The organism is Rhizobium sp. AAP43 (assembly GCF_001296045.1).
GTDB lineage: Bacteria > Pseudomonadota > Alphaproteobacteria > Rhizobiales > Rhizobiaceae > Allorhizobium.
This window is the reverse complement of sequence record NZ_LJHS01000005.1, coordinates 348,552-371,249: the sequence shown is the minus strand read 5'-3', so window position 1 is coordinate 371,249 and position 22,698 is coordinate 348,552. Positions and strand designations below refer to the sequence as shown.

The window sequence follows — 22,698 nt, the reverse complement described above, 5'->3', positions numbered from 1 at the left end:
TCAACTGCACGGCCGGGCCGTGGGCGGCGACATCCCGGCCCATCCGGGATGTCGAGGTGGCAATCATTCGGCGGCAACGCCCATGCGCATGCGTTCCATCTCCTCAAGCGCACGCCGATACTCGACCGGCATGACCTTGCGGAACTTCGGACGATACTCGGCCCAGCTGTCGAGGATCTGCTTGGCACGGTTGGAACCCGTGTAGTGCAGATGGTTCGAGATCAGCTGGTAGAGGCGCTCTTCGTCGTGGCGGGTCATGTCGCCCGACACGTCAACAAGGCCCTTGTGCATGAGGTCGCCGCCGTGATGGTGCAGCTTCTCCAGCATGTCGTCCTCTTCCGGAACCGGCTCGAGTTCGACCATGGCCATGTTGCAGCGCTTGGCGAAATCGCCGCTCTCATCGAGCACGTAAGCAACACCGCCCGACATGCCGGCTGCAAAGTTGCGGCCGGTTTCACCGAGCACGACGACGACGCCGCCGGTCATGTATTCGCAGCCATGGTCGCCCACGCCCTCGACGACGGCAATCGCACCCGAGTTGCGCACAGCAAACCGTTCGCCAGCCACGCCGCGGAAATAGCACTCCCCGGAGATCGCGCCGTAAAGCACGGTATTGCCGACGATGATCGAGTTCTCCGCCACGATCCGCGAGTTTTCCGGCGGACGCACCACGATGCGGCCACCCGAAAGCCCCTTGCCGACATAGTCATTGCCATCGCCCACGAGGTCGAAGGTAATGCCGCGCGACAGGAAGGCCCCGAAGGACTGGCCGGCAGTGCCGGTCAGCGTCACGTGGATCGTGTCGTCCTTCAGGCCCTTATGGCCGTAGCGCTTGGCCACTTCGCCCGAGAGCATGGCACCCGCAGACCGGTCGACGTTCTTGATGTCGACGTCGAAGACGACAGGCTGCTTCGCCTCAAGCGCCGGCATGGCCTTTTCGATCAGCTTGCGGTCAAGGATGTCGATGATCGGATGGCTCTGCTTCTCGGTCCAGTAGGTCGCCGCCTTCGGCGCGTCGACCTTGTGGAAGATCTTCGAAAAATCGAGCCCCTTGGCCTTCCAGTGCGCCAGCATCTCGTCCTTTTCCAGAAGCTCGGAAGCACCGATGATCTCGTCAAGCTTGGTCACGCCAAGCGAAGCGAGGATCTCGCGCACTTCTTCCGCAACGAAGAAGAAGTAGTTGATGACGTGCTCGGGCGTACCCTTGAAGCGCTTGCGCAGGACCGGATCCTGGGTGGCGACGCCAACCGGGCAGGTGTTGAGATGGCACTTGCGCATCATGATGCAGCCGGCCGCGATCAGCGGTGCCGTCGCAAAGCCGAATTCGTCGGCGCCCAGAAGCGCACCGATGATGACGTCGCGACCGGTCTTCAGACCACCGTCGACCTGCAGCGCGATGCGCGAACGAAGACCGTTCAGCACCAGCGTCTGCTGGGTCTCGGCAAGGCCGATTTCCCAAGGCGAACCCGCATGCTTCAGCGAGGTGAGCGGCGATGCGCCCGTGCCGCCATCAAAGCCCGAGACGGTGATATGGTCGGCGCGTGCCTTGGCAACACCGGCGGCAACCGTGCCGACGCCGACTTCCGAGACGAGCTTAACCGAGACATCGGCTTCGGGATTGACGTTCTTCAGGTCGTAGATCAGCTGCGCCAGATCTTCGATCGAATAGATGTCGTGATGCGGCGGTGGCGAGATCAGGCCGACGCCCGGGGTGGAATGCCGGGTCTTGGCAACGGTCGCATCGACCTTGTGGCCGGGCAGCTGACCGCCCTCGCCGGGCTTGGCACCCTGCGCCACCTTGATCTGCAGCATGTCGGCATTCACCAGGTATTCCGTCGTCACGCCAAAACGGCCAGACGCGATCTGCTTGATCGCCGAACGCTCGGGGTTCATCGACCCGTCTGCGAGCGGCAGGTAACGATCGCTCTCTTCGCCGCCTTCGCCGGTGTTCGACTTGCCGCCGATCTTGTTCATCGCAATCGCCAGCGTCGTATGCGCCTCACGGCTGATTGAGCCGAAGGACATGGCGCCGGTCGAGAAGCGCTTGACGATATCAACCGCGGGCTCGACATCGTCGATGGACACTGGCTTGCGGCCGAGCGCATCCGCCGACTTGATCTTGAACAGGCCGCGAATGGTGTTCATCCGCAGATTGCTGTCATTCACCATTTCGGCGAACTCGCGGTAGCGATCCTGGCTGTTGCCACGAACGGCATGCTGCAGCGACGCGATGGAGTCCGGGCTCCAGGCATGGTTTTCGCCGCGCATGCGGTAGGCATATTCGCCGCCGATATCGAGCGTGTTGGCGAGAACCGGATCCTTGCCGAAGGCCGAGGTATGGCGGGCAACGGTCTCTTCGGCGATTTCCGCAAGTCCGACACCTTCGATCGTGGTGGCGGTCCCGAAGAAATACTTGTCGACCAGCTCCGACGACAGCCCGATCGCATCGAAGATCTGCGCGCCGCAATAGGACTGGTAGGTCGAGATGCCCATCTTGGACATCACCTTGAGGATGCCCTTACCCACCGCCTTGATATAGCGATAGACGACTTCATCATCCGATACTTCCGGCGGGAATTCGCCATGCTTGTGCATGTCGAGCAACGTGTCGAAGGCGAGATAGGGGTTGATTGCCTCGGCGCCGAAGCCGGCGAGACAGCAGAAATGATGCACTTCGCGCGGCTCACCCGATTCCACGACAAGACCGACGGAGGTGCGAAGCCCCTTGCGGATCAGGTGATGGTGCACGGCAGCTGTCGCCAGCAGCGCCGGGATCGCGATACGATCCGGGCCGATCTGGCGGTCGGACAGCACGATGATGTTGTAGCCGCCGCGAACGGCCGCTTCCGCCCGCTCGCAGAGGCGGTCGAGCATTTCCGGCATGCCTTCGGCGCCGCGCTCCACGTCATAGGTGAAGTCGAGCGTCTTGGTGTCGAAACGGTCTTCCATGTGACCGATGGAGCGGATCTTTTCGAGATCGCCATTGGTCAGGATCGGCTGGCGCACTTCCATGCGCTTGGCATTCGCGGCACCCTCGTGATCGAGAATGTTCGGACGCGGCCCGATGAACGAGACGAGGCTCATGACGAGCTCTTCGCGAATCGGATCGATCGGCGGGTTCGTCACCTGCGCGAAGTTCTGCTTGAAATAGGTGTAGAGCAGCTTCGACTTCGATGACATAGCCGAAATCGGCGTGTCGGTGCCCATCGAGCCGATCGCTTCCTGGCCCGTGGTCGCCATTGGCGACATCAGGAGCTTGGTGTCCTCGGTCGTGTAGCCGAACGCCTGCTGGCGATCGAGCAGCGATACGTCACGACGCAGCGCGCGGGGTTCCACCGGCTTCAGGTCTTCGAGGATGAGCTGGGTGCGATCGAGCCATTCGCGGTAGGGATGGCTGCCGGCAAGCGACGACTTCACTTCCTCGTCGGAAATGATGCGGCCTTCCGCCATGTCGATGAGCAGCATCTTGCCCGGCTGCAGGCGCCACTTCTTGACGATCCGCTCTTCCGGCACCGGCAGCGTGCCGGCTTCGGATGCGAGAATGACGCGGTCGTCGTCCGTCACCAGATAGCGAGCCGGACGCAGACCATTGCGGTCGAGCGTGGCACCGATCTGCTTGCCATCGGTGAAGCAGACGGCGGCAGGACCATCCCACGGCTCCATCAGGGCTGCGTGATATTCGTAGAACGCCTTGCGCTCCTTCGACATCGACTGGTTGCCCGACCACGCTTCCGGGATCAGCATCATCACGGCATGCGCCAGCGAGTAACCGCCACGTTGCAGGAATTCGAGCGCGTTATCAAAGCAGGCCGTATCCGACTGGCCTTCATAAGAGATCGGCCAGAGCTTAGAAATGTCGTCGCCGAAGAGTGGCGAGGAGACGGACGCCTGACGCGCCGCCATCCAGTTGACGTTGCCGCGCAGCGTGTTGATTTCGCCGTTATGGGCAACCATGCGGTAAGGGTGCGCGAGCTTCCACGACGGGAAGGTATTGGTCGAGAAACGCTGGTGCACGAGGGCAACGGCCGACTCGAAGCGCGGATCGGCGAGATCCTTGTAATAGGCGCCGACCTGGTAAGCGAGGAACATGCCCTTGTAGACGATCGTCGAGGACGACAGCGAGACCGGATAGAAGCCGGTTTCCTGACCGCCATACTGGTCGTAGATGCGGTTGGAGATGACCTTGCGCAGCAGGAACAGGCGACGTTCGAACTGTTCCTGCGTCGCGGCATCACGGCCGGCACCGATAAAGACCTGGATCTGGCGCGGCTCGGTCGCGGCAATCTCCGGCGCCTTGGACAGCGAGGAATTGTCGACCGGCACGTCGCGATAACCGATCAGGTGCTGGCCTTCGTCAAGACAGACTTCGGCAATGACCTTCTTGAAATGCGCGATCTGCTCTTCATCCTGTGGGAAGAAGAAGTGACCGACGGCATATTCACCGGCCTTCGGCAGGGTAATGCCCTGGGCTGCCATTTCCTCCCGGAAGAAACGATCCGGGATCTGCACCAGAATACCGGCGCCATCGCCCATCAACGGATCGGCGCCGACGGCGCCGCGATGGGTGAGGTTTTCCAGAATGAACAGGCCGTCCCTGACGATCTGGTGGGACTTCACACCCTTCATATGGGCGATGAAGCCGACACCGCAGGCATCGTGCTCGTTCTTCGGATCGTAGAGGCCCTGCTTCGGAGGCAGGCCCGCGCGCACGACCGGGCCGGCGGCGGCCGTATCCACAGCGGTGGACCGCATGATCTCTTCGGATGACGTGACCTTCGTCATTGCCTTTTCCTCCGTTAATGCCGGTCTAGCCGGCTTGTTTGCCGAGAACCCGGCGCAGATGGGCGCCAGCGATGCTGCCGAGATCCTGACAGGACCCTGTGACCATCGCTTGACGCCCGAAAACTTTCGCCCCGGATCTTCAAATTACGTCAGTCATTCTGACCTAATTCCTGGTGATCCTATGCCAGAAACAAGAGGTCCATGCAAGGGTGTGCATGGAAAATTAACGGGGGCCGCGACGTTAAGTTGCCAGCAGACAGGGCTTGGCGCAATTTCCTTTCTTCGGCAAAGACCGCATCAACAACTTCTTGCGGACTGATCATTTCCGGCATGTTCCGCCGCAGACCGCATTGCTCCCATTGGAGAAATGCCTAAGCTTCGAGCATCCTCCCCCCATCTTCAGGAATGATGCCATGTTCTTCGCTTCCGACAACTGGTCCGGCGCCCATCCCAGGATCGCTGAAAGCCTCACCCGCTTTGCCTCCGGCTTCGCCTCTGCATACGGCACCAGCGACCACGACAAGCTCATCGAAGCGAAGTTCAACGACATGTTCGAACGCGAAGTGGCGGTGTTCTTCGTCGCGACCGGCACGGCGGCCAACTCGCTGGCGCTGGCAAGCGTCGCCAAGGCTGGCGGCGTCACCTTCTGTCACTCCGACGCGCATGTGAACGCTGACGAAGGCGGCGCACCGGAATTTCTCACCGGCTCCACGCGCCTGTTCCCGGTCGAAGGCGACAATGGCAAGATCGATCCGCAAGCCCTCGACATCGCCGTCTCGCGCTTCGACGTGCCCTCCGTGCATCACGGCCGACCCATGGCAATCACCGTGACCCAGGCCACTGAAGCCGGCACCGTCTATACGCTCGACGAACTGGACGCGATTGCCGCGATTGCCCGCGAAAAGAAGCTGCCGCTGCATATGGACGGCGCCCGTTTTGCCAATGCACTTGTCGGCCTCAACGCCTCCCCCGCAGAAATGACCTGGAAACGCGGCGTCGACATCCTCTCCTTCGGCGGCACGAAGAACGGCTGCTGGTGCGCCGAGGCGATCATCTTCTTCAAGCCGGAAATGGCAGAGGAAATGCCCTATATCCGCAAGCGCTCCGCCCAGCTCTTTTCCAAGACCCGCTTCATCTCCGCCCAGCTTGAAGCCTACCTTGAGGGCGATCTCTGGCTGGAACTGGCGCGCCATTCCAACGCCATGGCCGATAGGCTGCGTCAGGGCCTGACCGCCAAGAACTCGGCGCGACTCGCCTGGGACACCCAGGCCAATGAGGTCTTCGCTGTGATCGACCGGCAGGCAGCAGCCCGCGCGCGGGAAAATGGGGCCACGTTTTACGATTGGCTGCCGCCCCGCGAAATGCCGCATTTGCTCAACGAAAACGAGACGCTGATCCGTCTGGTCACAAGCTTTGCCACCACGGCAGACGAGGTCGATCAATTCATGGAAGTCGTTTGAGAAGATCGTTTCTTACACTCGGAACTCCTCACTAAACTACAAAAAACATTGATTTTTCAAAGGCTCTTCTTCCGATCATGGTGTTTCTGCCAGCCCCAATAAGGGCCGGCGGGAACAACCAATTGAACCTCCGAGGAGAAGACCATGACCAAATCCACGCTCAACACTGCAGCCCTTGCCGCCGCCGTTACCATGGCGATCGGCAGCGCAGCGCTCATGTCCGCACCAGCCGTCGCCCAGGAAAAGGAACGCTGCTTCGGCATCTCGCTCGCCGGCAAGAACGATTGCGCCGCCGGCCCGGGCACGACATGCGCCGGCACGTCCAAGGTCGACTACCAGGGCAATGCCTGGAAATACGTCGCCAAGGGCACCTGCATGACCATGGCCCTTCCTGACAGCCGCATGGGCTCGCTTGAAGCCCTCGACCGCGACCTCCCCAAGGCCTGATCCGAAAGGTCCAGAGCCGAAATCGGCATCTGCGGGCACACCCCGCGGATGCCGCCTTCACCTGCCCTTGGGATAGTCAGGAGCCTAGCCATGTCAGCCCCCGCCTCGATACATTGTGCCATGTCCGGCGATCCGGGCCATACCAGCCGCTCAAGCCTACCGGCCCGCGCCGGCGCCGGCTTCAAACCCGAGCATGCAGACGAAATCCTGGCGGACAGCTTCCGCATCGGCTTTCTCGAAGTTCATGCGGAAAACTACATGGGTGCCGGCGGACACCCGCACCGCATCCTCACTCGGATGCGCGAAGACTTTCCCCTGTCGATCCACGGCGTCAGCATGTCGATCGGCAGCCCGACCGGGCTCGATAGGGCCCATCTCGAACGCCTCAAAGCGGTCGCCGACCGCTACCAGCCGGCCATGGTTTCCGAACATCTCGCCTGGTCGACCCATGACAGCCATTTCTTCAACGACCTTCTTCCGGTCCCTTATGACGAGGCGACACTTTCCCGGGTCTGCGAGCACGTCCATCAGGTTCAGGAGAGGCTGGGTCGGCGCATTCTTCTCGAAAACCCCTCTACCTATGTCGCCTTCGAAGCAACAACCATGCGCGAGACCGATTTCATTCGTCAGATTGCCGAGCGCACCGGGTGCGGCCTGCTGCTGGACATCAATAATGTCCACGTCTCCGCCACCAATCACGGCTACGGCGCCATTGAATATCTCTCGGATTTCCCGCTCGACCGGGTCGAGGAAATCCACCTTGCCGGCCATGCCGAAGACCTGGACGATGAAGGGCTACCGCTGCTGATCGACAGCCACGACCGGCCCGTCGATGACAAGGTGTGGAAGCTCTACGATCTCGTGCTGGCCAGAACCGGGCCGCTGCCGACGCTTATCGAATGGGACAATGACGTTCCGGACTGGCCAATCCTCAAGCGCGAGGCCCTGCGCGCCGATGCCCGCCTCGAGCGCCATGCCGAAAACCACACCATAACCGCACGCGAGCGTCGCCATGCACGCTGACCCCGTCTCCAGCGGTGCCTTTGCCGCCGCCCTTCTCGCCCCCGACCAACCGCTACCGGATGGCCTGCGCATGAAAGCAGGCACACCGCCGCAGAAGCGCTTTGCCGTCTATCGCAACAATGTCAGCATATCCCTTGTCGATGCCCTGGCCTCGATCTTCCCGACGGTGCAGAACCTCGTCGGCGAAGACTTTTTCCGGGCCATGGCACGCGCCTATGGGACGTCCAGTCCGCCAACATCACCCCTGCTCTTTCAATATGGAGAGAGTTTTGCGGCTTTCCTCGCAACATTTCCGCCTGCCGCTGACCTCCCCTTCTTGGCCGACGTCGCCCGCATCGAACGCCTGTGGCTCGACGCCTTCCACGCAGCCGACGCAAATCCGCTCGATCCAGCAGCACTTGCATCCATACCCCCTGAGAGCCTCGCGGCGACCGCCTTCATGGCGCATCCGGCAACCAGGCTCATTCAAACCCGCTACGCCGCCGGGACAATTGTCGCACGCGACCGGCACGGCATTTCGCTGGAAGGCCTTGATCCCGACCGGACGGAAGACGTGCTCGTGGCCCGACCGCATTTTGATGTCGGCGTCCACATCCTGCCGCTAGGCGGCTATGCCTTTTTCTCCGCCCTGAGCAAGGGAAGCCCGCTCGGTACGGCATGCCAGGCCGCAGAGGAAGCCAGTGGCGACATCGCAGCACTCCTGCAGATAGCCCTAGCGACCGGTGCATTCACCGCCCTCCAAGTTCCCGCCGAAAGGACCGCGCCGTGACCTTCGCCATCGCTCCAATCGATCTCTATCACCGCTCCGCCAGGGCCATGGAGGCGGCCCTCGACGGCTGGTTCCTCGGTCTTGCCGCGCGCTTCGTCTTTCTCGCCGTCCTTGTGCCCTACTACCTGAATTCGGCACTGACCAAGTTCGACGGCCCCTTCTCCGTTGCCGATGGCGCCTACTACCAGATCGCACTGCCGGCCGTGGATGCAGCGAGTGGCGACGTCTCGGCGGTCTCCTTTTTCCCCTGGGGTGCGATGGTAATTTCCGGTTCCTACGGTGAGTTCATCCTGCCGCTGCTCGTCGTCGCCGGCCTCTTCACCCGCATCACCGCCCTTGGAATGATCGCCTTTATTGCCGTCCAGACCCTGACCGACATTCTCGTCCACCAGGTGGATGCCGCGACCATCGGCGCACTTTTCGACCGCTTCCCCGACAGCGTCATCCTCGATCAGCGCCTGCTCTGGGTCTTCCCACTCCTCTATCTCGCCGTGAAGGGCGCAGGCTTCATCTCCCTCGATAAGATCCTTCGCACGCTTTGGACACGCTCCCGAAATCGAACCGCTATGCACGAAAAAGGCGGCAGGCTTTCGCCCGCCGCCTGATGTCAGGACCAAAGATCCTGAGCTTTGATCAGTTCACATGCGCCTCGATCGCCTTCGGCGCAGTCCCGACAGGCTCAGCAGCAATCGAGATGCGACGCGGCTTCATGGCCTCGGGAATATTGCGCAGGAGATCGATGTGCAGAAGGCCGTTCTTCAGCGATGCGGCCGTCACCTCCACATGATCGGCCAGCTGGAAGCGGCGCTCAAAGGCGCGCTTGGCGATGCCGCGATAGAGGAATTCGGTCTGCTCGACCTTGTCATCCTCGGCCTTCTCACCCTTGACGGTGAGAACATGGGCATGTGCCTCGATCGAAAGTTCGCTTTCGTCAAAACCGGCAACGGCCATGGTGATGCGGTACAGGTTCTCGCCCGTCCGCTCGATATTATAAGGTGGGTAGCTCTGGGCGGCTTCCGGTTGGCCGAGACTGTCCAGCATGGTGAACAGACGATCGAAGCCGACCGTGGAGCGGTAGAGGGGAGAAAAGTCGACGTGACGCATATGTGTCCTCCTGAGAAGCGACGTTGGCGTGACAGTCCGCCGGCACATCCCTTGGGGCGATGTGCGAGCGGCTCTGACGGACCCTTCCGGCATCCGTGACAACGATGTGGGAAATCGGATCGGCGAATTCAAGATCGGTTTTCGACCAGCACTGCATAGCTGATGAACTCCCTGTGAACGCTGGGTTCAAGCAGCATTCAACCGGTCCGGACTAGACAGAGGCATCGGTTAAATCAAACCCGATGACCGGCGCTTTTCGCTCTTCCGCGCCGGCCGCACTTCAGCCGGAGCCGTCCGCCCCCTCATCGACGGTTCCGGCTCTTTTCCTTTGACCTTTTCACCGCCTCGCCCTATCCCAATCCTCTCACAGGGCACCTTACGGCAGGCAACCAGGCATGACAGGCATGGCAGACGACACGACAGGCGCCATACTTCACGCGACTCCCGGCAATCCCATTCCGGGCACGCCGCGCACTGGCTACTTCACCGGCCATCGCGGGGTAAAGCTGCGTTATGCGGTCTTCCGCGCCGACACGCAAAACTCCAAGGGGACCGTCGTCCTGCTCCACGGTCGCAATGAGACCATCGAGAAGTATTTCGAGACGATCCGCGACCTCACGGCCAGCGGCTTCTGGGTCGCAACCTATGATTTTCGCGGCCAGGGCGGCTCGGAGCGCCTGCTGAAGGATGGACGGAAAGGCCATGTCGGCCGGTTCGATCACTATGTCCGCGACCTCGAGATTTTCCTCGAAGACGTGGTCCTGCCCGACACCCGCCTGCCATTCTACATGCTGGCCCATTCAACCGGCGGTCTGATCGCGCTGAAGGCCGCTCCACGGCTGGCCAACCGGATCGAGCGCATGGTGCTGACCGCCCCCTTTGTCGGGCTCGGCAAGCAGAAGATGTCGATCGACAACATCAAGCGACTGTCGGCCCTGTTCAGCATCACAGGTTTCGGCACGCGCTCCGTCAACAAGGATGAGCCGCTGAAGCCCTTCGAGGGCAATGCGCTGACATCCGATGCCGAGCGTTACGCCAGAAACCAGCGCCTGATGGCAACGCATCCAGAACTGACCCTCGGTCCGCCAACGGCGCGCTGGCTGCATGAGGCCTTGACGACGATCGATGAAATCCGCGACCCGCGCCATCTGGCCTCGATCACGGTGCCGACCGTCATCGTCGCATCGGGCAATGACCCGATCGTGCCCTATCTCTTCCAGGAATCGCTGGCGCAATATTTCCGCGCCGCCCAACTCGTGCCCGTTCCCGGTGCCCGCCACGAGATCCTCCAGGAGCAGGATCGCTACCGAAACCAGGCCATGGCAGCCTTTCACGCCTTCATTCCCGGCGGCGATCCGGAAGACCAGACCAACCAGGACGACGCAACGCTTGAGGCCTGAGGATATCAGCGGCGGCGGAGCATCTCCATCGCCTCGGCATGCACGGCCTTCGACCCTGCCGCGATAATCGAACCGCCGGCTTCCGGACGCCCGCCGTCCCAGGTGGTGATCACGCCGCCCGCCTGTTCGATGATCGGGATCAGCGCGCCAACGTCATAGGGCTTCAAAACCGTTTCGATGACGAGATCGACATGGCCGGCTGCGAGCAGGCAATAGGCATAGCAGTCAACGCCATAGCGGAAGAGCTTCACCCGATCCTGCACCGCCTGGAAGCGCTCCACCTCCCAGCCCTGGAACAGATGCGGTGACGTTGTGAACAGGGTTGCATTCTCAATGCCACCGCAATCGCGCACATGGTTCTGCCGCTCGCCGTCAGGGCCGGAATACCAGGACCGCTCACCATCGGCAAAATAGCGCTCGCCGGTAAACGGCTGTTCCATCAAGCCCATGACCGAGCGGCCGCGCTCCTGAAAACCGATCAGCGTTCCCCAGACAGGAACACCCGAAATAAAGGCGCGCGTGCCGTCGATCGGATCGATCACCCAAAGCTGGTCGCTGTCCATGCGGATATTCTCATGCTCTTCGCCGAGAATGCCATGGTCGGGGAACTGCGCTTCGATCAGCCGGCGAATGGCAGCCTCCGCCGCCTGATCGCCTTCTGTCACAGGATCGAAGCCGCCCGCCTCCTTGTTGACGACGGACAGCCCCGAGCGAAAGCGTGGCAGGGTCTCGGCCTTGGCCGCATCGGCGAGGCGGAAGAAGAAATCACGATCTGGGCGCATGGTGTCGATCCGTCATCTGAGGGCGGCGCCAGTCTTAGCGGCAGACGCACGGAAAGAAAACCGCCCTCGCCATCCTGCCCTGTGCATTTCGCACGCTGCCTTGCACGCCCCAGGGCCAAATATGCGTATTTTTTCAGCATGCTCAAAAATACACCAGAACCGCTTGACAATGATGCGCTGCAGCATGTACGTTTCAGATACAGTCTTTGACTGTAAATACCCTCCTTGGGTGTTTCCTCCCTAGACTTAGCCGCGCCTTGGGCGCGGTTTTTTTTGCCCGCAGCAAAGCCACGCGCAAAGCAAGCGCACCCGGCAATCGGCAATGTGGGGAGAAAGGCAGGACGGACTACTCGGCCGCGAGAGGCCGCTCGCCGGCATAATCCTCAACGAAATCGGCCATCTGCTGCATGAACACGCCAAGCGAACCTGCAAGGCGGTCAAAGTCCGGGCGCTTCTGCAAGGTCGCTTCATCGATGTAGAGCGATCGATTAATCTCGATCTGCAAGGCATGCAAGCCTCGCGCGGGGCGGCCATAATGCTCGGTGATGAAGCCACCAGCATAGGGCTTGTTGCGCACAGCGGTAAAGCCGAGCTCTTCCAGAAACTGCAAGGCGGCCTGAGACAGCTCGGCAGACGCGCTGGTGCCGTAGCGATCACCAACGATGAAATCAGGCTTCACGCCGCTCCCCGCCACGCGGATATTGCCCGGCATCGAATGGCAGTCGATCAGCACGCCGAAGCCGAAACGGGTATGGGTGCGCGCAATCAACCGGCGCAGGCAGGCGTGATAGGGCTTGTAGCAACCATCGATGCGGGCCATGGCCGCCGCAAGCGGCAGACGGCCCTGATAGATTTCCATATTCTCTGCAACGATGCGTGGTATGGTGCCCAGACCACCCGCCACACGGGCCGAGTTGGAATTGGCATAAGGCGGCAGCGGATCGGAAAACATCCGCGGATCGAGCTCATAAGGCTCGCGATTGACGTCGACATAGGCCCGCGGGAAATGCGCCATCAACAGCGGCGCACCGAGCGCTGGCGCTGCGGAAAAGAGTTCGTCGACATAGTGATCTTCGGACCGGCGGATGGACAGGCCATCGAGACGCGACTGATCGAGGAAGGACACAGGGTAGCGACGGCCGCTATGCGGCGAATTGTAAACGAAGGGGATCGACTGAACTGTCGGCTCACGAACCTCGAACAGTTCGGTATCGATGGTCATCAGCACCCCATGGTTCTTCTTTACCAAGTCACAATCTTGTCGCTTCGTCATGTTGCCAGTTGCCCGATCCGAAGTCCATACTGAGGAAAACGGGTAAATAGGTGCAGTGTGCTTGTTCACCGGTTCTTTACTGAGGCAGCCCTAATGTGAGCGGCTGCCAGTTTCCCATGCAATATATGAACAGCGGTTCCTCAATGACTCAGAAAATTCTCCTCGCCGAAGACGACAACGATATGCGCCGCTTCCTCGTGAAGGCGCTGGAAAAGGCGGGCTACAAGGTCTCCTCCTTCGACAACGGCGCCAGCGCCTATGATCGTCTGCGCGAAGAGCCCTTCTCGCTGCTTTTGACCGACATCGTCATGCCCGAGATGGACGGCATCGAGCTGGCGCGCCGCGCCACCGAACTCGATCCGGACCTCAAGGTGATGTTCATCACCGGCTTTGCCGCCGTCGCTCTCAACGCCGATTCGCAGGCGCCGAAGGATGCCAAGGTCTTGTCCAAGCCTTTCCACCTTCGCGATCTCGTTGATGAAGTGAACAAACTCCTTGCTGCATAAGGCCTTCGCTGGGGATTGAAAAAATCTCTTCACAAAACTGCAAAATGCCTATTGACGGGCGAACAGGTTTTGTGGTCTTAAGCCGCTCATCGGATGGGCGTGTAGCTCAGCGGGAGAGCACTACGTTGACATCGTAGGGGTCACAGGTTCAATCCCTGTCACGCCCACCATTCGAATTCTTTCAAGGGCTTGCCGGAAACGGCGAGCCCTTTTGAATTTCCGGCGTCAGAACCGCCAACAGCCCATTCACCACGCGAATCACTGCAAGGCGTCGCCTCTACCGGTGACCGACAGCTGCATTTTGGCTGGAAGCAGATGGTGCAGGCGCTGACGGGCGAGTGACTTTTGCGGATAGACGATATCCTGAAGAAGGCGGCAGGTCTCTGAACTACCCCGCCATCACCGTCACGGCATCGCCGACAAACACCACCACATAGCCGCCCCGCGTCTTGAGTGCTGCGGCTCGCGCCTGAAGCGCCTCGGCATAGGGCGGCTGTCGCCAGGCGTCGGGAAAGGCCGGGTCGACCAGCACGGTCAGCTGCGGCCCTTGTTCATAAAGCATCATATGCGCGCGCGACGGCTCCCATTCTTCTGAAAGGGATTCATCCGTGCGCCAGAGACAGAAGAAATCGCGACAGGTGGCGGGCCGCGCGTCATAGGCGTCGCAGCCGCCACCGGAAAGACAGTGGCCGCAGCGGATATTGGCCGGTTTGTCGAGTACGTCGATGTCGGGCAGGATGCAGCACAGCGCGCACTCCCCGCACTCACGGTCTGCAACGAGTGCCGGCCCCTGCCCCAGATCGGTCAACGCCTCAGGCCTTGGGCCCGATCGGCGTCGAGATCGGTGACAAGCCTTCGACCTCGCCGGTCAAGACGTCGCCCGAAACGACGGCACCGACGCCAGACGGCGTGCCCGTGTAGATCAGGTCGCCAGGCGTCAGATGGTAGTAGTGCGACAAATGGCTGACCAGTTCCGCAACCGACCAGACCATCTCGTCAAGACGGCCCTCCTGGCGCAGCGCACCGTTAACGGCAAGCGAAATCCGCTGATTGCCAGGAGTGAATGCGTCGGCCGCAGTAATCTCGCCAATCACCGCTGATTGCTCAAAGGCTTTGGCGATATCCCAGGGGCGCTGCTTGTCCTTTGCCACCTGTTGAAGGTCGCGCCGGGTCATGTCGAGACCAACCGCATAGCCGTAGACGGCGGCCATGGCCTGCTCGACCGGGACCTTGAACACCGGCTGGCCGATGGCCACCACCAGCTCGATTTCATGATGGTAATCCTCGGTCCCCGGCGGATAGGCAATCGCCTCGCCTGACAAAACGAGGCCTGTTGGCGGCTTGGTGAAGTAGAAGGGCGCCGCGCGATCGATCGTATTGCCCATCTCTGCCGCATGAGCGGCGTAGTTGCGCCCGACGCAGAAGATGCGATGGACGGGAAAACCTTCCGAGACACCGGCAACGGGAATGAGCGGAGAGGATGGAACGGGAAAGAGCGGAGACACGGGCGACAATACCTTTTCGGAATGCAAGAATGCGATGGACACGCAACAGGGACAGGCGGCGGCGGACGTCATGCCGGAGCGCGAATGGAGCACAGGACGACAGGCCCCGCAACCGCAGGAAATGCCTAATGGTCGAGAAACGCGCAGCCACGAAGGCCGCAACTTGTAGAAAGATGTAACAATATTCACATCTTTGCGTTAAGTCTCGAGCGCAGAAAAAGCCTTCCGGGCGCATACCGGAAAAGGCCAGACCACAATGAAACCGTTCGTCGCATGGGACTGCGACGGAGCCAGAAGACAAGAGAGGCAAGAAGCGTATGAGCGTCAAGATCGTGCCAGTCATCATGGCCGGAGGCAAGGGCACCAGACTGTGGCCATTGTCGAGAGCAGCCGCGGCCAAGCAGTTCATCCGCTTCCTCGGCGACGAGACGCTTCTGCAAAAGACCCTGGCCCGCGTATCGGACGACGCCCTCTATGATGCCCCGATCGTCGTGACCAACGAGGACTTCCGCTTCCTGGTGGCCGAGCAGGCCCGCGAAATGGATGTCAAGCTGGATGCCATCATCCTCGAGCCCGTTGCCCGCAACACGGCAGCCGCCGTGGCCGCCGCCGCCCTGATCGTCCGCGCCCGTCATGGCAGCGACGCTCTGATTCAGATCCTCCCCTCGGACCATGAGATCACCGTCGACGCCGCCTACCGTGACTGCGTAGCCCGTGCAGCCAAGGCCGCAAGCGCCGGCAAGATCGTCACCTTCGGCATCACCCCAACCGAACCTGCCACCGGTTACGGCTATATCGAGATCGGCATGGATCTTGGTGACGGCGTCCATACCGTTTCCCGTTTCGTCGAAAAGCCGAATGCGGACGTCGCGCAGGAAATGCTCGACAGCGGCAAATATGCCTGGAACTCCGGCATGTTCGTCTTCTCGGCCGGTCAGATGATTGCCGAATTGCAGACACTGGCCCCCGAGGTTCTGGCCTCCGTCGAAAAGGCAATCGACAAGGCCAAGGGCGACCTCGATTTTACCCGTCTCGACGCCGAGAGTTTTGCCGCGGCCCCAAGCATCTCGATCGACTATGCCGTCATGGAAAAGACGCCGAACGCAGCCGTGGTTCCCGCCGCAATCAGCTGGTCGGATCTTGGCAGCTGGGACGCGATCTGGAAGCTTGCCGGTGGCGATGAGGATGGCAATGTCGTGAGCGGCAATGCCACTGTCAGCGACACGACGAACTCACTGATTATGTCACGTGATGCCCATCTGGCCGTGCAGGGCATGGATGGCGTGGCCGTGATCGCGTCAGAGGATGCCGTCTATGTCGGCCGCCTCGATCGCAGCCAGGATGTCGGCAATCTGGTGAAGATGCTCGCCGCTGATCCAAAGACCACGCACCTGACCGAAAACCACCCGACGGCCCTGCGCCCCTGGGGCGGCTACACCTCGATCCTCAATGGCGACCGCTTCCAGGTAAAGCGCCTCTTCGTCCATCCCGAGAAGAAGCTGTCGTTGCAAAAGCACCATCACCGTGCGGAACACTGGGTCTGCGTGCGCGGCATCGCCGAAGTGACCATCGACGACAAGGTGACGATCCTGCACGAGAACCAGTCGATCTACATTCCGCAGGGCTCTGTCCACCGCCTCGCCAATCCCGGCAAGATCCGCCTGGAGGTCATCGAGGTGCAGACCGGCTCCTATCTCGGCGAAGATGACATTATCCGCCTGGTCGACGAGTTCGGCCGGAGCTGATCTGCTTTTGACAATTGATAAGTCAGGCCTGGCTCTCGTGAAGATGGCCGGGTCTGCTTGCTTTATGCCGCTGCATTGCACAAGATCGCGACAAGCCGAAAAAATCGGCAGTGGCGAACAGCGAAGCGGAAGCGAATGTCGATCAAGGCAAGCATCTACCACCTCACCCACTACAAGTATGACAATCCGGTCCAGCTTGGACCGCAGATCATCCGGCTGAAACCCGCCGCCCATTCCCGCACCAAGGTCTTGAGCCACGCACTGAAGGTCACGCCCGAGAAACACTTCGTCAACCTGCAGCAGGATCCCTACGGCAACTACCTGGCCCGCTTCGTTTTTCCGGAGCCGGTGACGGAGCTCAAGATCGAGGTCGATCTCGTCGCCGACATGACGGTCTACAATCCCTTCGACTTCTTCACCGAGGAAGTGGCCGCGAAATGGCCCTTCGAATATCCGGAAGACATCCGCGAAGACCTTGCGATCTACCGGACACCAGAGCCATCCTCGCCCGCTTTTGAGGCCTTCATGGACACGGTCGACAAGACGCCTGGTCAGGGCACCGTCGACATGGTTGTCGGCCTCAATGCCCGACTTCAGCACGACATCGGCTACGTCATCCGCATGGAGCCCGGCGTCCAGACGCCGGAGCAGACGCTGACCTCGGCCCGCGGCTCCTGCCGCGACACAAGCTGGCTTCTCGTCCAGGTCCTGCGCCGTCTCGGCCTTGCAGCCCGTTTCGTCTCCGGCTACCTCATCCAGCTCGCACCGGATCTGAAAGCTCTCGACGGCCCCTCCGGCACGGAAGTCGACTTCACCGACCTGCATGCCTGGGCGGAGGTTTATATTCCAGGCGCAGGATGGATCGGCCTTGACCCGACTTCGGGCCTGCTCACCGGCGAGAGCCATATCCCGCTCGCAGCCACACCGCATTACCGCAACGCGGCCCCGATCTCCGGCGGCTATACGGGTCAGGCAAACACAGAATTCGCCTTCGACATGCAGGTCAGCCGTGTTGCCGAGCACCCGCGCATCACCAAACCCTTCTCCGACGACAGCTGGGAGGCGCTGAACAAGCTGGGCCTGAAGGTCGACAGCGACCTCAAGGCCCATGACGTGCGCCTGACCATGGGCGGCGAGCCAACCTTCGTGTCGATCGACGATTTCCAGTCGGCCGAGTGGAACACCGATGCCGTCGGCCCGACCAAGCGGGCGCTGGCCGACCAGCTCATCCGCCGCCTGCGCGAGCGCTTCGCGCCCGGTGGCTTCCTGCATTATGGCCAGGGCAAGTGGTATCCGGGCGAAAGCCTGCCGCGCTGGACCTTCTCCCTCTACTGGCGACGTGACGGCAAGCCGATCTGGCATGAGCCGAGCCTGATTGCCGCCGAAAACCAGGACACAAGCGTCTCGGCAGAACAGGCGCATGCCCTGATGGCTGGCATCGCGAAGGAACTGGAGATCGAGGAGGAGATGATCATACCGGCCTATGAGGATCCGGCCGAATGGATCATCAAGGAAGGCAGCCTGCCGGAAAATGTCGATCCGTCGAATTCCAAGCTGGAAAGCCCGGAAGAGCGCGCCCGCATCGCCAAGGTCTTCGAGCGCGGCCTGACGACGCCGACAGGCTTCATCCTGCCGGTTCAGGCCTGGAACGCCAAAGCGGGTGGCCGGCGATGGGTCAGCGAAAAGTGGCGCACGCGTCGCGGCAAGATCTTCCTCATTCCCGGCGACAGCCCGATCGGTTTTCGCATGCCGCTTGGCACGCTGCCCTACGTGCCGCCGTCGCAGTACCCGTACATCCACCCGGTCGATCCCTCCATTCCGCGTGCACCGCTTCCCGACTATGGCCCTGAGGTCAGGGAAGGCCGGGCCATGCCCGAAGCCTCGCGCAAGAGCGGCGAGACCCAGCAGGACCGCAACGAACAGAACATCACCGGATCGGCCGGCGACATCAGAGGCGCGGTGCGCACCGCGATGAGCGTCGAGCCGCGCGACGGCCGTCTTTGCGTCTTCATGCCGCCGGTCGAGGCCATTGAAGACTATCTGGAACTGGTGGCAGCGGCCGAGACCGCCGCCCGAGATCTCGGTCTTCCCGTCCATATCGAAGGCTATGCCCCACCGCAGGATGAGCGGATCAATGTCATCCGCGTTGCGCCCGATCCGGGTGTCATCGAAGTCAACATCCATCCGGCGGCCAGCTGGCAGGACTGCGTCGCGACCACCAACGCTGTCTATGAGGAAGCGCGCCAGACGAGGCTTGGTGCCGACAAGTTCATGATCGACGGCCGCCACACCGGCACCGGCGGCGGCAACCATGTCGTGGTCGGCGGTGCCAACCCCGCCGACAGCCCTTTCCTGCGCCGGCCCGATCTCCTGAAGAGCCTCGTCCTGCACTGGCAGCGCCATCCGGCTTTGTCCTACATGTTCTCGGGCATGTTCATCGGCCCGACCAGCCAGGCCCCGCGTTTCGATGAGGCCCGCCATGACAGCCTCTATGAGCTGGAAATCGCGATGGCCCAGGTGCCGCTACCCGCCTCTGGGGCAACGCCACCCCTGCCCTGGCTGGTCGACCGGCTGTTCCGCAATCTCTTGACCGACGTCACCGGCAATACCCACCGCTCGGAAATCTGCATCGACAAGCTGTTTTCCCCCGATGGCCCGACCGGTCGCCTCGGCCTTGTCGAGTTTCGCGGCTTCGAAATGCCGCCGAATGCCCGCATGTCGCTTGCCCAGCAATTGCTGATCCGCGCGCTCATTGCACGGTTCTGGAAAAACCCAATCGGCGGTCGATTCGTGCGCTGGGGAACCTCCCTGCATGACCGCTTCATGCTGCCGCATTATCTCTGGCTGGATTTCCTCGAAGTTCTCGCCGACCTCCGCGAAAACGGCTTCGACTTCAAACCGGAATGGTTTGCCGCCCAGCTCGAGTTCCGCTTCCCCTTTGTCGGCGAAGTGACCTACGAGAATTCCAAGCTGGAGCTGCGCCAGGCACTGGAGCCCTGGCATGTCATGGGTGAGGAAGGTGCGGTTGGCGGGACAGTCCGATATGTGGACTCGTCCGTCGAGCGCCTGCAGGTCAAACTCGAGACCGCCAACCCCGAGCGCTATTCCGTTGCCTGCAACGGTCGGCAGGTGCCGCTGCGCAAAACCGACGTCAACGGCGTTGCAGTGGCGGGTGTCCGCTACAAGGCCTGGCAACCGGCGTCTGGCTTGCATCCGAACCTGCCTGTAAACACACCGCTAATATTCGACATATATGATGGATGGTCTGGTCGCTCGATTGGCGGATGCGTCTATCACGTCGCCCATCCCGGTGGCCGGACTTATGACACTTTCCCTGTGAATGGGAATGAAGCGGAAGCCCGTCGGCTTGCACGTTTCGAGCCTTGGGGCCATACAGCCGGCTCCTACACACTTTGGCCCGAGACCGTGTCGCCGGAATTTCCGCATACATTGGACCTGAGGCGACCGCAGGGTATCTGACCAGATGGCACCAAAAACGGCAGCGGAGATGTCACCGCCAGACGATCCCGACAGCGAGGCCCGCTCGGCCGGCTATCGGGTACTGCCGGGCGTTGCCGACGAGATGCTCGACACCCAGGGCAATGTCCGCCCGGTCTGGCGCCCTCTGCTCTCGGCCATCGAGACCATGTCGGACGAGGAACTGCATGAGCGGTTCTCCCGCGCCGACCGCTATCTGCGCGATGCCGGCGTGTTCTACCGGGCGTATGGCGCCGGTGGTTCGAGTGAGCGGGCCTGGCCCTTTTCCCATGTCCCGGTCCTGATTTCGGAAACCGAATGGCAAGTGCTGGCCGAAGGGCTGGTGCAGCGCGCCAATCTGCTGGAAGCGGTGGTCGCCGACATCTATTCCGACAACAAGCTGGTCCAGGAAGGCTTTCTGCCGCCGCAGCTGATCGCTTCCAATCCCGAATTTCTGCGCCCACTGGTCGGCATCAAGCCCGTCGGCGGCCACTACCTGCATTTCTGTTCGTTCGAAATCGGCCGCGGGCCTGACGGCAACTGGTGGGTTCTGGCCGACCGGACGCAAGCGCCTTCCGGCGCGGGCTTTGCGCTGGAAAACCGCGTGGCGACGGCCCGCGCCTTTTCCGACCTCTATGCCGAAACCCATGTCCACCGCCTCGCCTCCTTCTTCGGTGCCTTCCGCAAGGCTTTGCAGAGCAAGGCGCGCAGCAGCGACGAACGAATTGCGGTCCTTTCGCCGGGCCCCGCTAACGAAACCTATTTCGAACACGCCTATATCGCCCGCTACCTCGGCATCATGCTGCTTGAGGGCGAAGACCTGACCGTCGTCGACGGCAAGGTCATGGTGCGCACGGTCGCAGGCCTGAAACCCGTCAGTGTGCTGTGGCGGCGTCTGGATGCGGCCTTTGCCGATCCACTCGAACTCGACCAGAATTCCTATATCGGCACGCCCGGCATGGTCGAGGCGCTGCGCAATGGCGCGGTCACCTTCGTCAACGCGCTCGGTTCCGGCATTCTGGAAACCCGCGCCCTCCTCGCTTTCATGCCGACGCTCTCGCGGCATCTGCTGGGCGAAGAACTGAAACTGCCATCGATCGCCACCTGGTGGTGCGGCCAGAAGGCAGAGCGCGAGCATGTCGCCCGCAATCTCGACCGCATGGTGGTGGGTTCCGCCTTCTCCCGCCTGCCCTTCTTCGATGACAACGGCCGCTCGGTGCTTGGTTCGCGCTACAAGGATCCACAAAGCCGCAGCATTTCCGAATGGCTGGAAGCCGAAACAGGCAATCTCGTCGGCCAGGAAGTGGTCACGCTGTCAACGACGCCGGCCATGGTCGACGGTCGCCTGACGCCGCGGCCGATGAGCCTGCGCGTCTTTGCCGCCCGCACCAATGACGGCTGGCAGATCATGCCCGGCGGTTTCGCCCGTATCGGCAGCGGCAGCGATGCCTCCGCGATCGCCATGCAGTCCGGCGGCAGTGCAGCCGACGTCTGGATCGTCTCCGACAAACCGGTAGAGCGCACCTCGCTTCTGCCCGCCGAGGAAACCTTCACCCGCAACATGCCCGGCAGCCTGCCGAGCCGCGCCGCCGACAACCTGTTCTGGCTTGGCCGCTACATCGAGCGGGCAGAAGGCGTGCTGCGTATCCTGCGCGCCTGGCATTCCCGCTACGCCGAGAGCGCCGATCCGAGCCAGCCGCTCTTGGCCTTCGTCAGCGACTATCTCGCCGCCATCGATGTCGACCCCGGCAAGGGTGCACCCGACAGCCTGCTGCGCAACATCGACAGCGCCGTCTACTCAGCCAGCAACATTCGCGACCGTTTTTCGCCCGATGGCTGGCTGGCGCTCAACGACCTGTCGAAAACCGCGAGGCGCTTCCATGAACATGTGAAGCCCGGCGACGACGCGGCCCATGCGATGACCATCCTCCTGCGCAAGCTCGCGGGCTTTGCCGGTCTCGTGCATGAAAACATGTATCGCTTCACTGGCTGGCGGTTCCTGACGCTTGGACGCCTGATTGAACGCGGGCTGCACATGACCCGCCTGCTTGGCCACATGACCGGCCCGGATGCACCCGATGGCGCGCTCGACATGCTGCTGGAGATCGGCGACAACGTGATGACCCATCGCCGTCGCTACAATGTCTCGACGGCACGTCTGACCGTTACTGACCTTCTGGCGCTCGATCCGCTCAACCCGCGCTCGATCCTCTTCCAGCTCAACGAGATCCGCATCGAGGTCGAGCAACTGCCCAACGCCATGGTCAATGGCCAGATGTCCAACCTCTTCCGCGAAGCCATGCGCCTGCATTCCGGCCTTGCCGTGCTGACACCCGAAACCATGACGGCGGACACCTATGTCAATCTGGAACGGGAACTGGAGAAACTCTCCGATATCCTCGCCCGCTCCTATCTGAGCTGACCC

16 protein-coding genes and 1 tRNA gene are annotated in these 22,698 nt (G+C 61.7%); 11 read left to right on the top strand and 6 right to left on the bottom strand.

What is annotated here, in order from left to right; translation table 11 throughout:
* Positions 1-63: 63 nt before the first annotated feature.
* Entirely contained in the window at positions 64-4,752 is a 4,689-nt protein-coding gene (gene gltB / locus IP76_RS05220; RefSeq protein WP_054157398.1) for a glutamate synthase large subunit, read from the bottom strand.
* A 443-nt stretch (positions 4,753-5,195) separates the two neighbouring features.
* Here gltB and IP76_RS05215 point away from each other — a divergent pair, with 443 nt between their 5' ends.
* The 5 genes from IP76_RS05215 (at position 5,196) to IP76_RS05195 (ending at position 9,086) form a co-directional block, all read left to right on the top strand.
* Positions 5,196-6,242 carry a low specificity L-threonine aldolase gene (locus tag IP76_RS05215; RefSeq protein ID WP_054157397.1) on the top strand — a complete coding sequence of 349 codons (1,047 nt, stop codon included), beginning with the start codon at positions 5,196-5,198 and terminating at the stop codon, positions 6,240-6,242.
* A gap of 144 nt (positions 6,243-6,386) precedes the next feature.
* Positions 6,387-6,689: a DUF2282 domain-containing protein gene (locus IP76_RS05210; RefSeq protein WP_054157110.1), complete on the top strand. Its 303-nt coding sequence runs from the start codon at positions 6,387-6,389 to the stop codon at positions 6,687-6,689.
* Positions 6,690-6,809: 120 nt separating this feature from the next.
* A complete protein-coding gene (locus IP76_RS05205; protein WP_054157109.1) occupies positions 6,810-7,712 on the top strand; it encodes a DUF692 family multinuclear iron-containing protein in 903 nt (300 codons plus the stop codon).
* A complete protein-coding gene (locus tag IP76_RS05200) occupies positions 7,702-8,481 on the top strand; it encodes a DUF2063 domain-containing protein (protein ID WP_054157108.1) in 780 nt (259 codons plus the stop codon). The genes IP76_RS05205 and IP76_RS05200 overlap by 11 nt, the downstream gene beginning before the upstream one ends.
* A 47-nt stretch (positions 8,482-8,528) precedes the next feature.
* Positions 8,529-9,086 carry a DoxX family protein gene (locus IP76_RS05195; protein WP_054157396.1) on the top strand — a complete coding sequence of 186 codons (558 nt, stop codon included), beginning with the start codon at positions 8,529-8,531 and terminating at the stop codon, positions 9,084-9,086.
* 28 nt (positions 9,087-9,114) lie between these two features.
* On the opposite strand, the gene IP76_RS05190 is transcribed toward IP76_RS05195, so the two are convergent.
* Positions 9,115-9,585 (bottom strand): Hsp20 family protein, encoded by a 471-nt coding sequence (locus tag IP76_RS05190; RefSeq protein ID WP_054157107.1) that lies wholly within the window; start codon positions 9,583-9,585, stop codon positions 9,115-9,117.
* A gap of 395 nt (positions 9,586-9,980) precedes the next feature.
* Here IP76_RS05190 and IP76_RS05185 point away from each other — a divergent pair, with 395 nt between their 5' ends.
* Positions 9,981-10,985 (top strand): alpha/beta hydrolase, encoded by a 1,005-nt coding sequence (locus IP76_RS05185; protein ID WP_245281389.1) that lies wholly within the window; start codon positions 9,981-9,983, stop codon positions 10,983-10,985.
* A 5-nt stretch (positions 10,986-10,990) separates the two neighbouring features.
* Here the strand turns inward: IP76_RS05185 and hisN are convergent, their stop codons facing one another.
* Both hisN and IP76_RS05175 read right to left on the bottom strand, forming a co-directional pair.
* On the bottom strand, positions 10,991-11,767 hold the full coding sequence (gene hisN / locus IP76_RS05180) for a histidinol-phosphatase (RefSeq protein WP_054157106.1): 777 nt from the start codon (positions 11,765-11,767) through the stop codon (positions 10,991-10,993).
* 346 nt (positions 11,768-12,113) lie between these two features.
* Positions 12,114-12,989: an N-formylglutamate amidohydrolase gene (locus IP76_RS05175; protein WP_054157105.1), complete on the bottom strand. Its 876-nt coding sequence runs from the start codon at positions 12,987-12,989 to the stop codon at positions 12,114-12,116.
* Between the two features lie 194 nt (positions 12,990-13,183).
* On the opposite strand from IP76_RS05175, the gene cpdR1 reads away from it, so the two are divergent.
* Together cpdR1 and IP76_RS05165 are read left to right on the top strand one after the other, a co-directional pair.
* Positions 13,184-13,546 (top strand): response regulator CpdR1, encoded by a 363-nt coding sequence (gene cpdR1, locus IP76_RS05170; RefSeq protein ID WP_054157104.1) that lies wholly within the window; start codon positions 13,184-13,186, stop codon positions 13,544-13,546.
* Between the two features lie 95 nt (positions 13,547-13,641).
* Positions 13,642-13,716, top strand: a tRNA-Val gene (locus tag IP76_RS05165).
* A gap of 218 nt (positions 13,717-13,934) precedes the next feature.
* Here IP76_RS05165 and IP76_RS05160 read toward each other — a convergent pair.
* Positions 13,935-14,354 (bottom strand): hypothetical protein, encoded by a 420-nt coding sequence (locus tag IP76_RS05160; RefSeq protein WP_054157103.1) that lies wholly within the window; start codon positions 14,352-14,354, stop codon positions 13,935-13,937.
* A gap of 4 nt (positions 14,355-14,358) precedes the next feature.
* A complete protein-coding gene (locus tag IP76_RS05155) occupies positions 14,359-15,051 on the bottom strand; it encodes a fumarylacetoacetate hydrolase family protein (protein WP_054157394.1) in 693 nt (230 codons plus the stop codon).
* A 317-nt stretch (positions 15,052-15,368) separates the two neighbouring features.
* Between IP76_RS05155 and IP76_RS05150 the strand changes: the two genes are divergently transcribed.
* From IP76_RS05150 to IP76_RS05140, 3 genes are all read left to right on the top strand, one after another.
* On the top strand, positions 15,369-16,796 hold the full coding sequence (locus IP76_RS05150; protein WP_054157102.1) for a mannose-1-phosphate guanylyltransferase/mannose-6-phosphate isomerase: 1,428 nt from the start codon (positions 15,369-15,371) through the stop codon (positions 16,794-16,796).
* Between the two features lie 135 nt (positions 16,797-16,931).
* A complete protein-coding gene (locus tag IP76_RS05145) occupies positions 16,932-20,276 on the top strand; it encodes a DUF2126 domain-containing protein (RefSeq protein ID WP_054157101.1) in 3,345 nt (1,114 codons plus the stop codon).
* Positions 20,277-20,304: 28 nt separating this feature from the next.
* On the top strand, positions 20,305-22,695 hold the full coding sequence (locus tag IP76_RS05140; RefSeq protein ID WP_245281404.1) for a circularly permuted type 2 ATP-grasp protein: 2,391 nt from the start codon (positions 20,305-20,307) through the stop codon (positions 22,693-22,695).
* Positions 22,696-22,698: the final 3 nt, after the last annotated feature.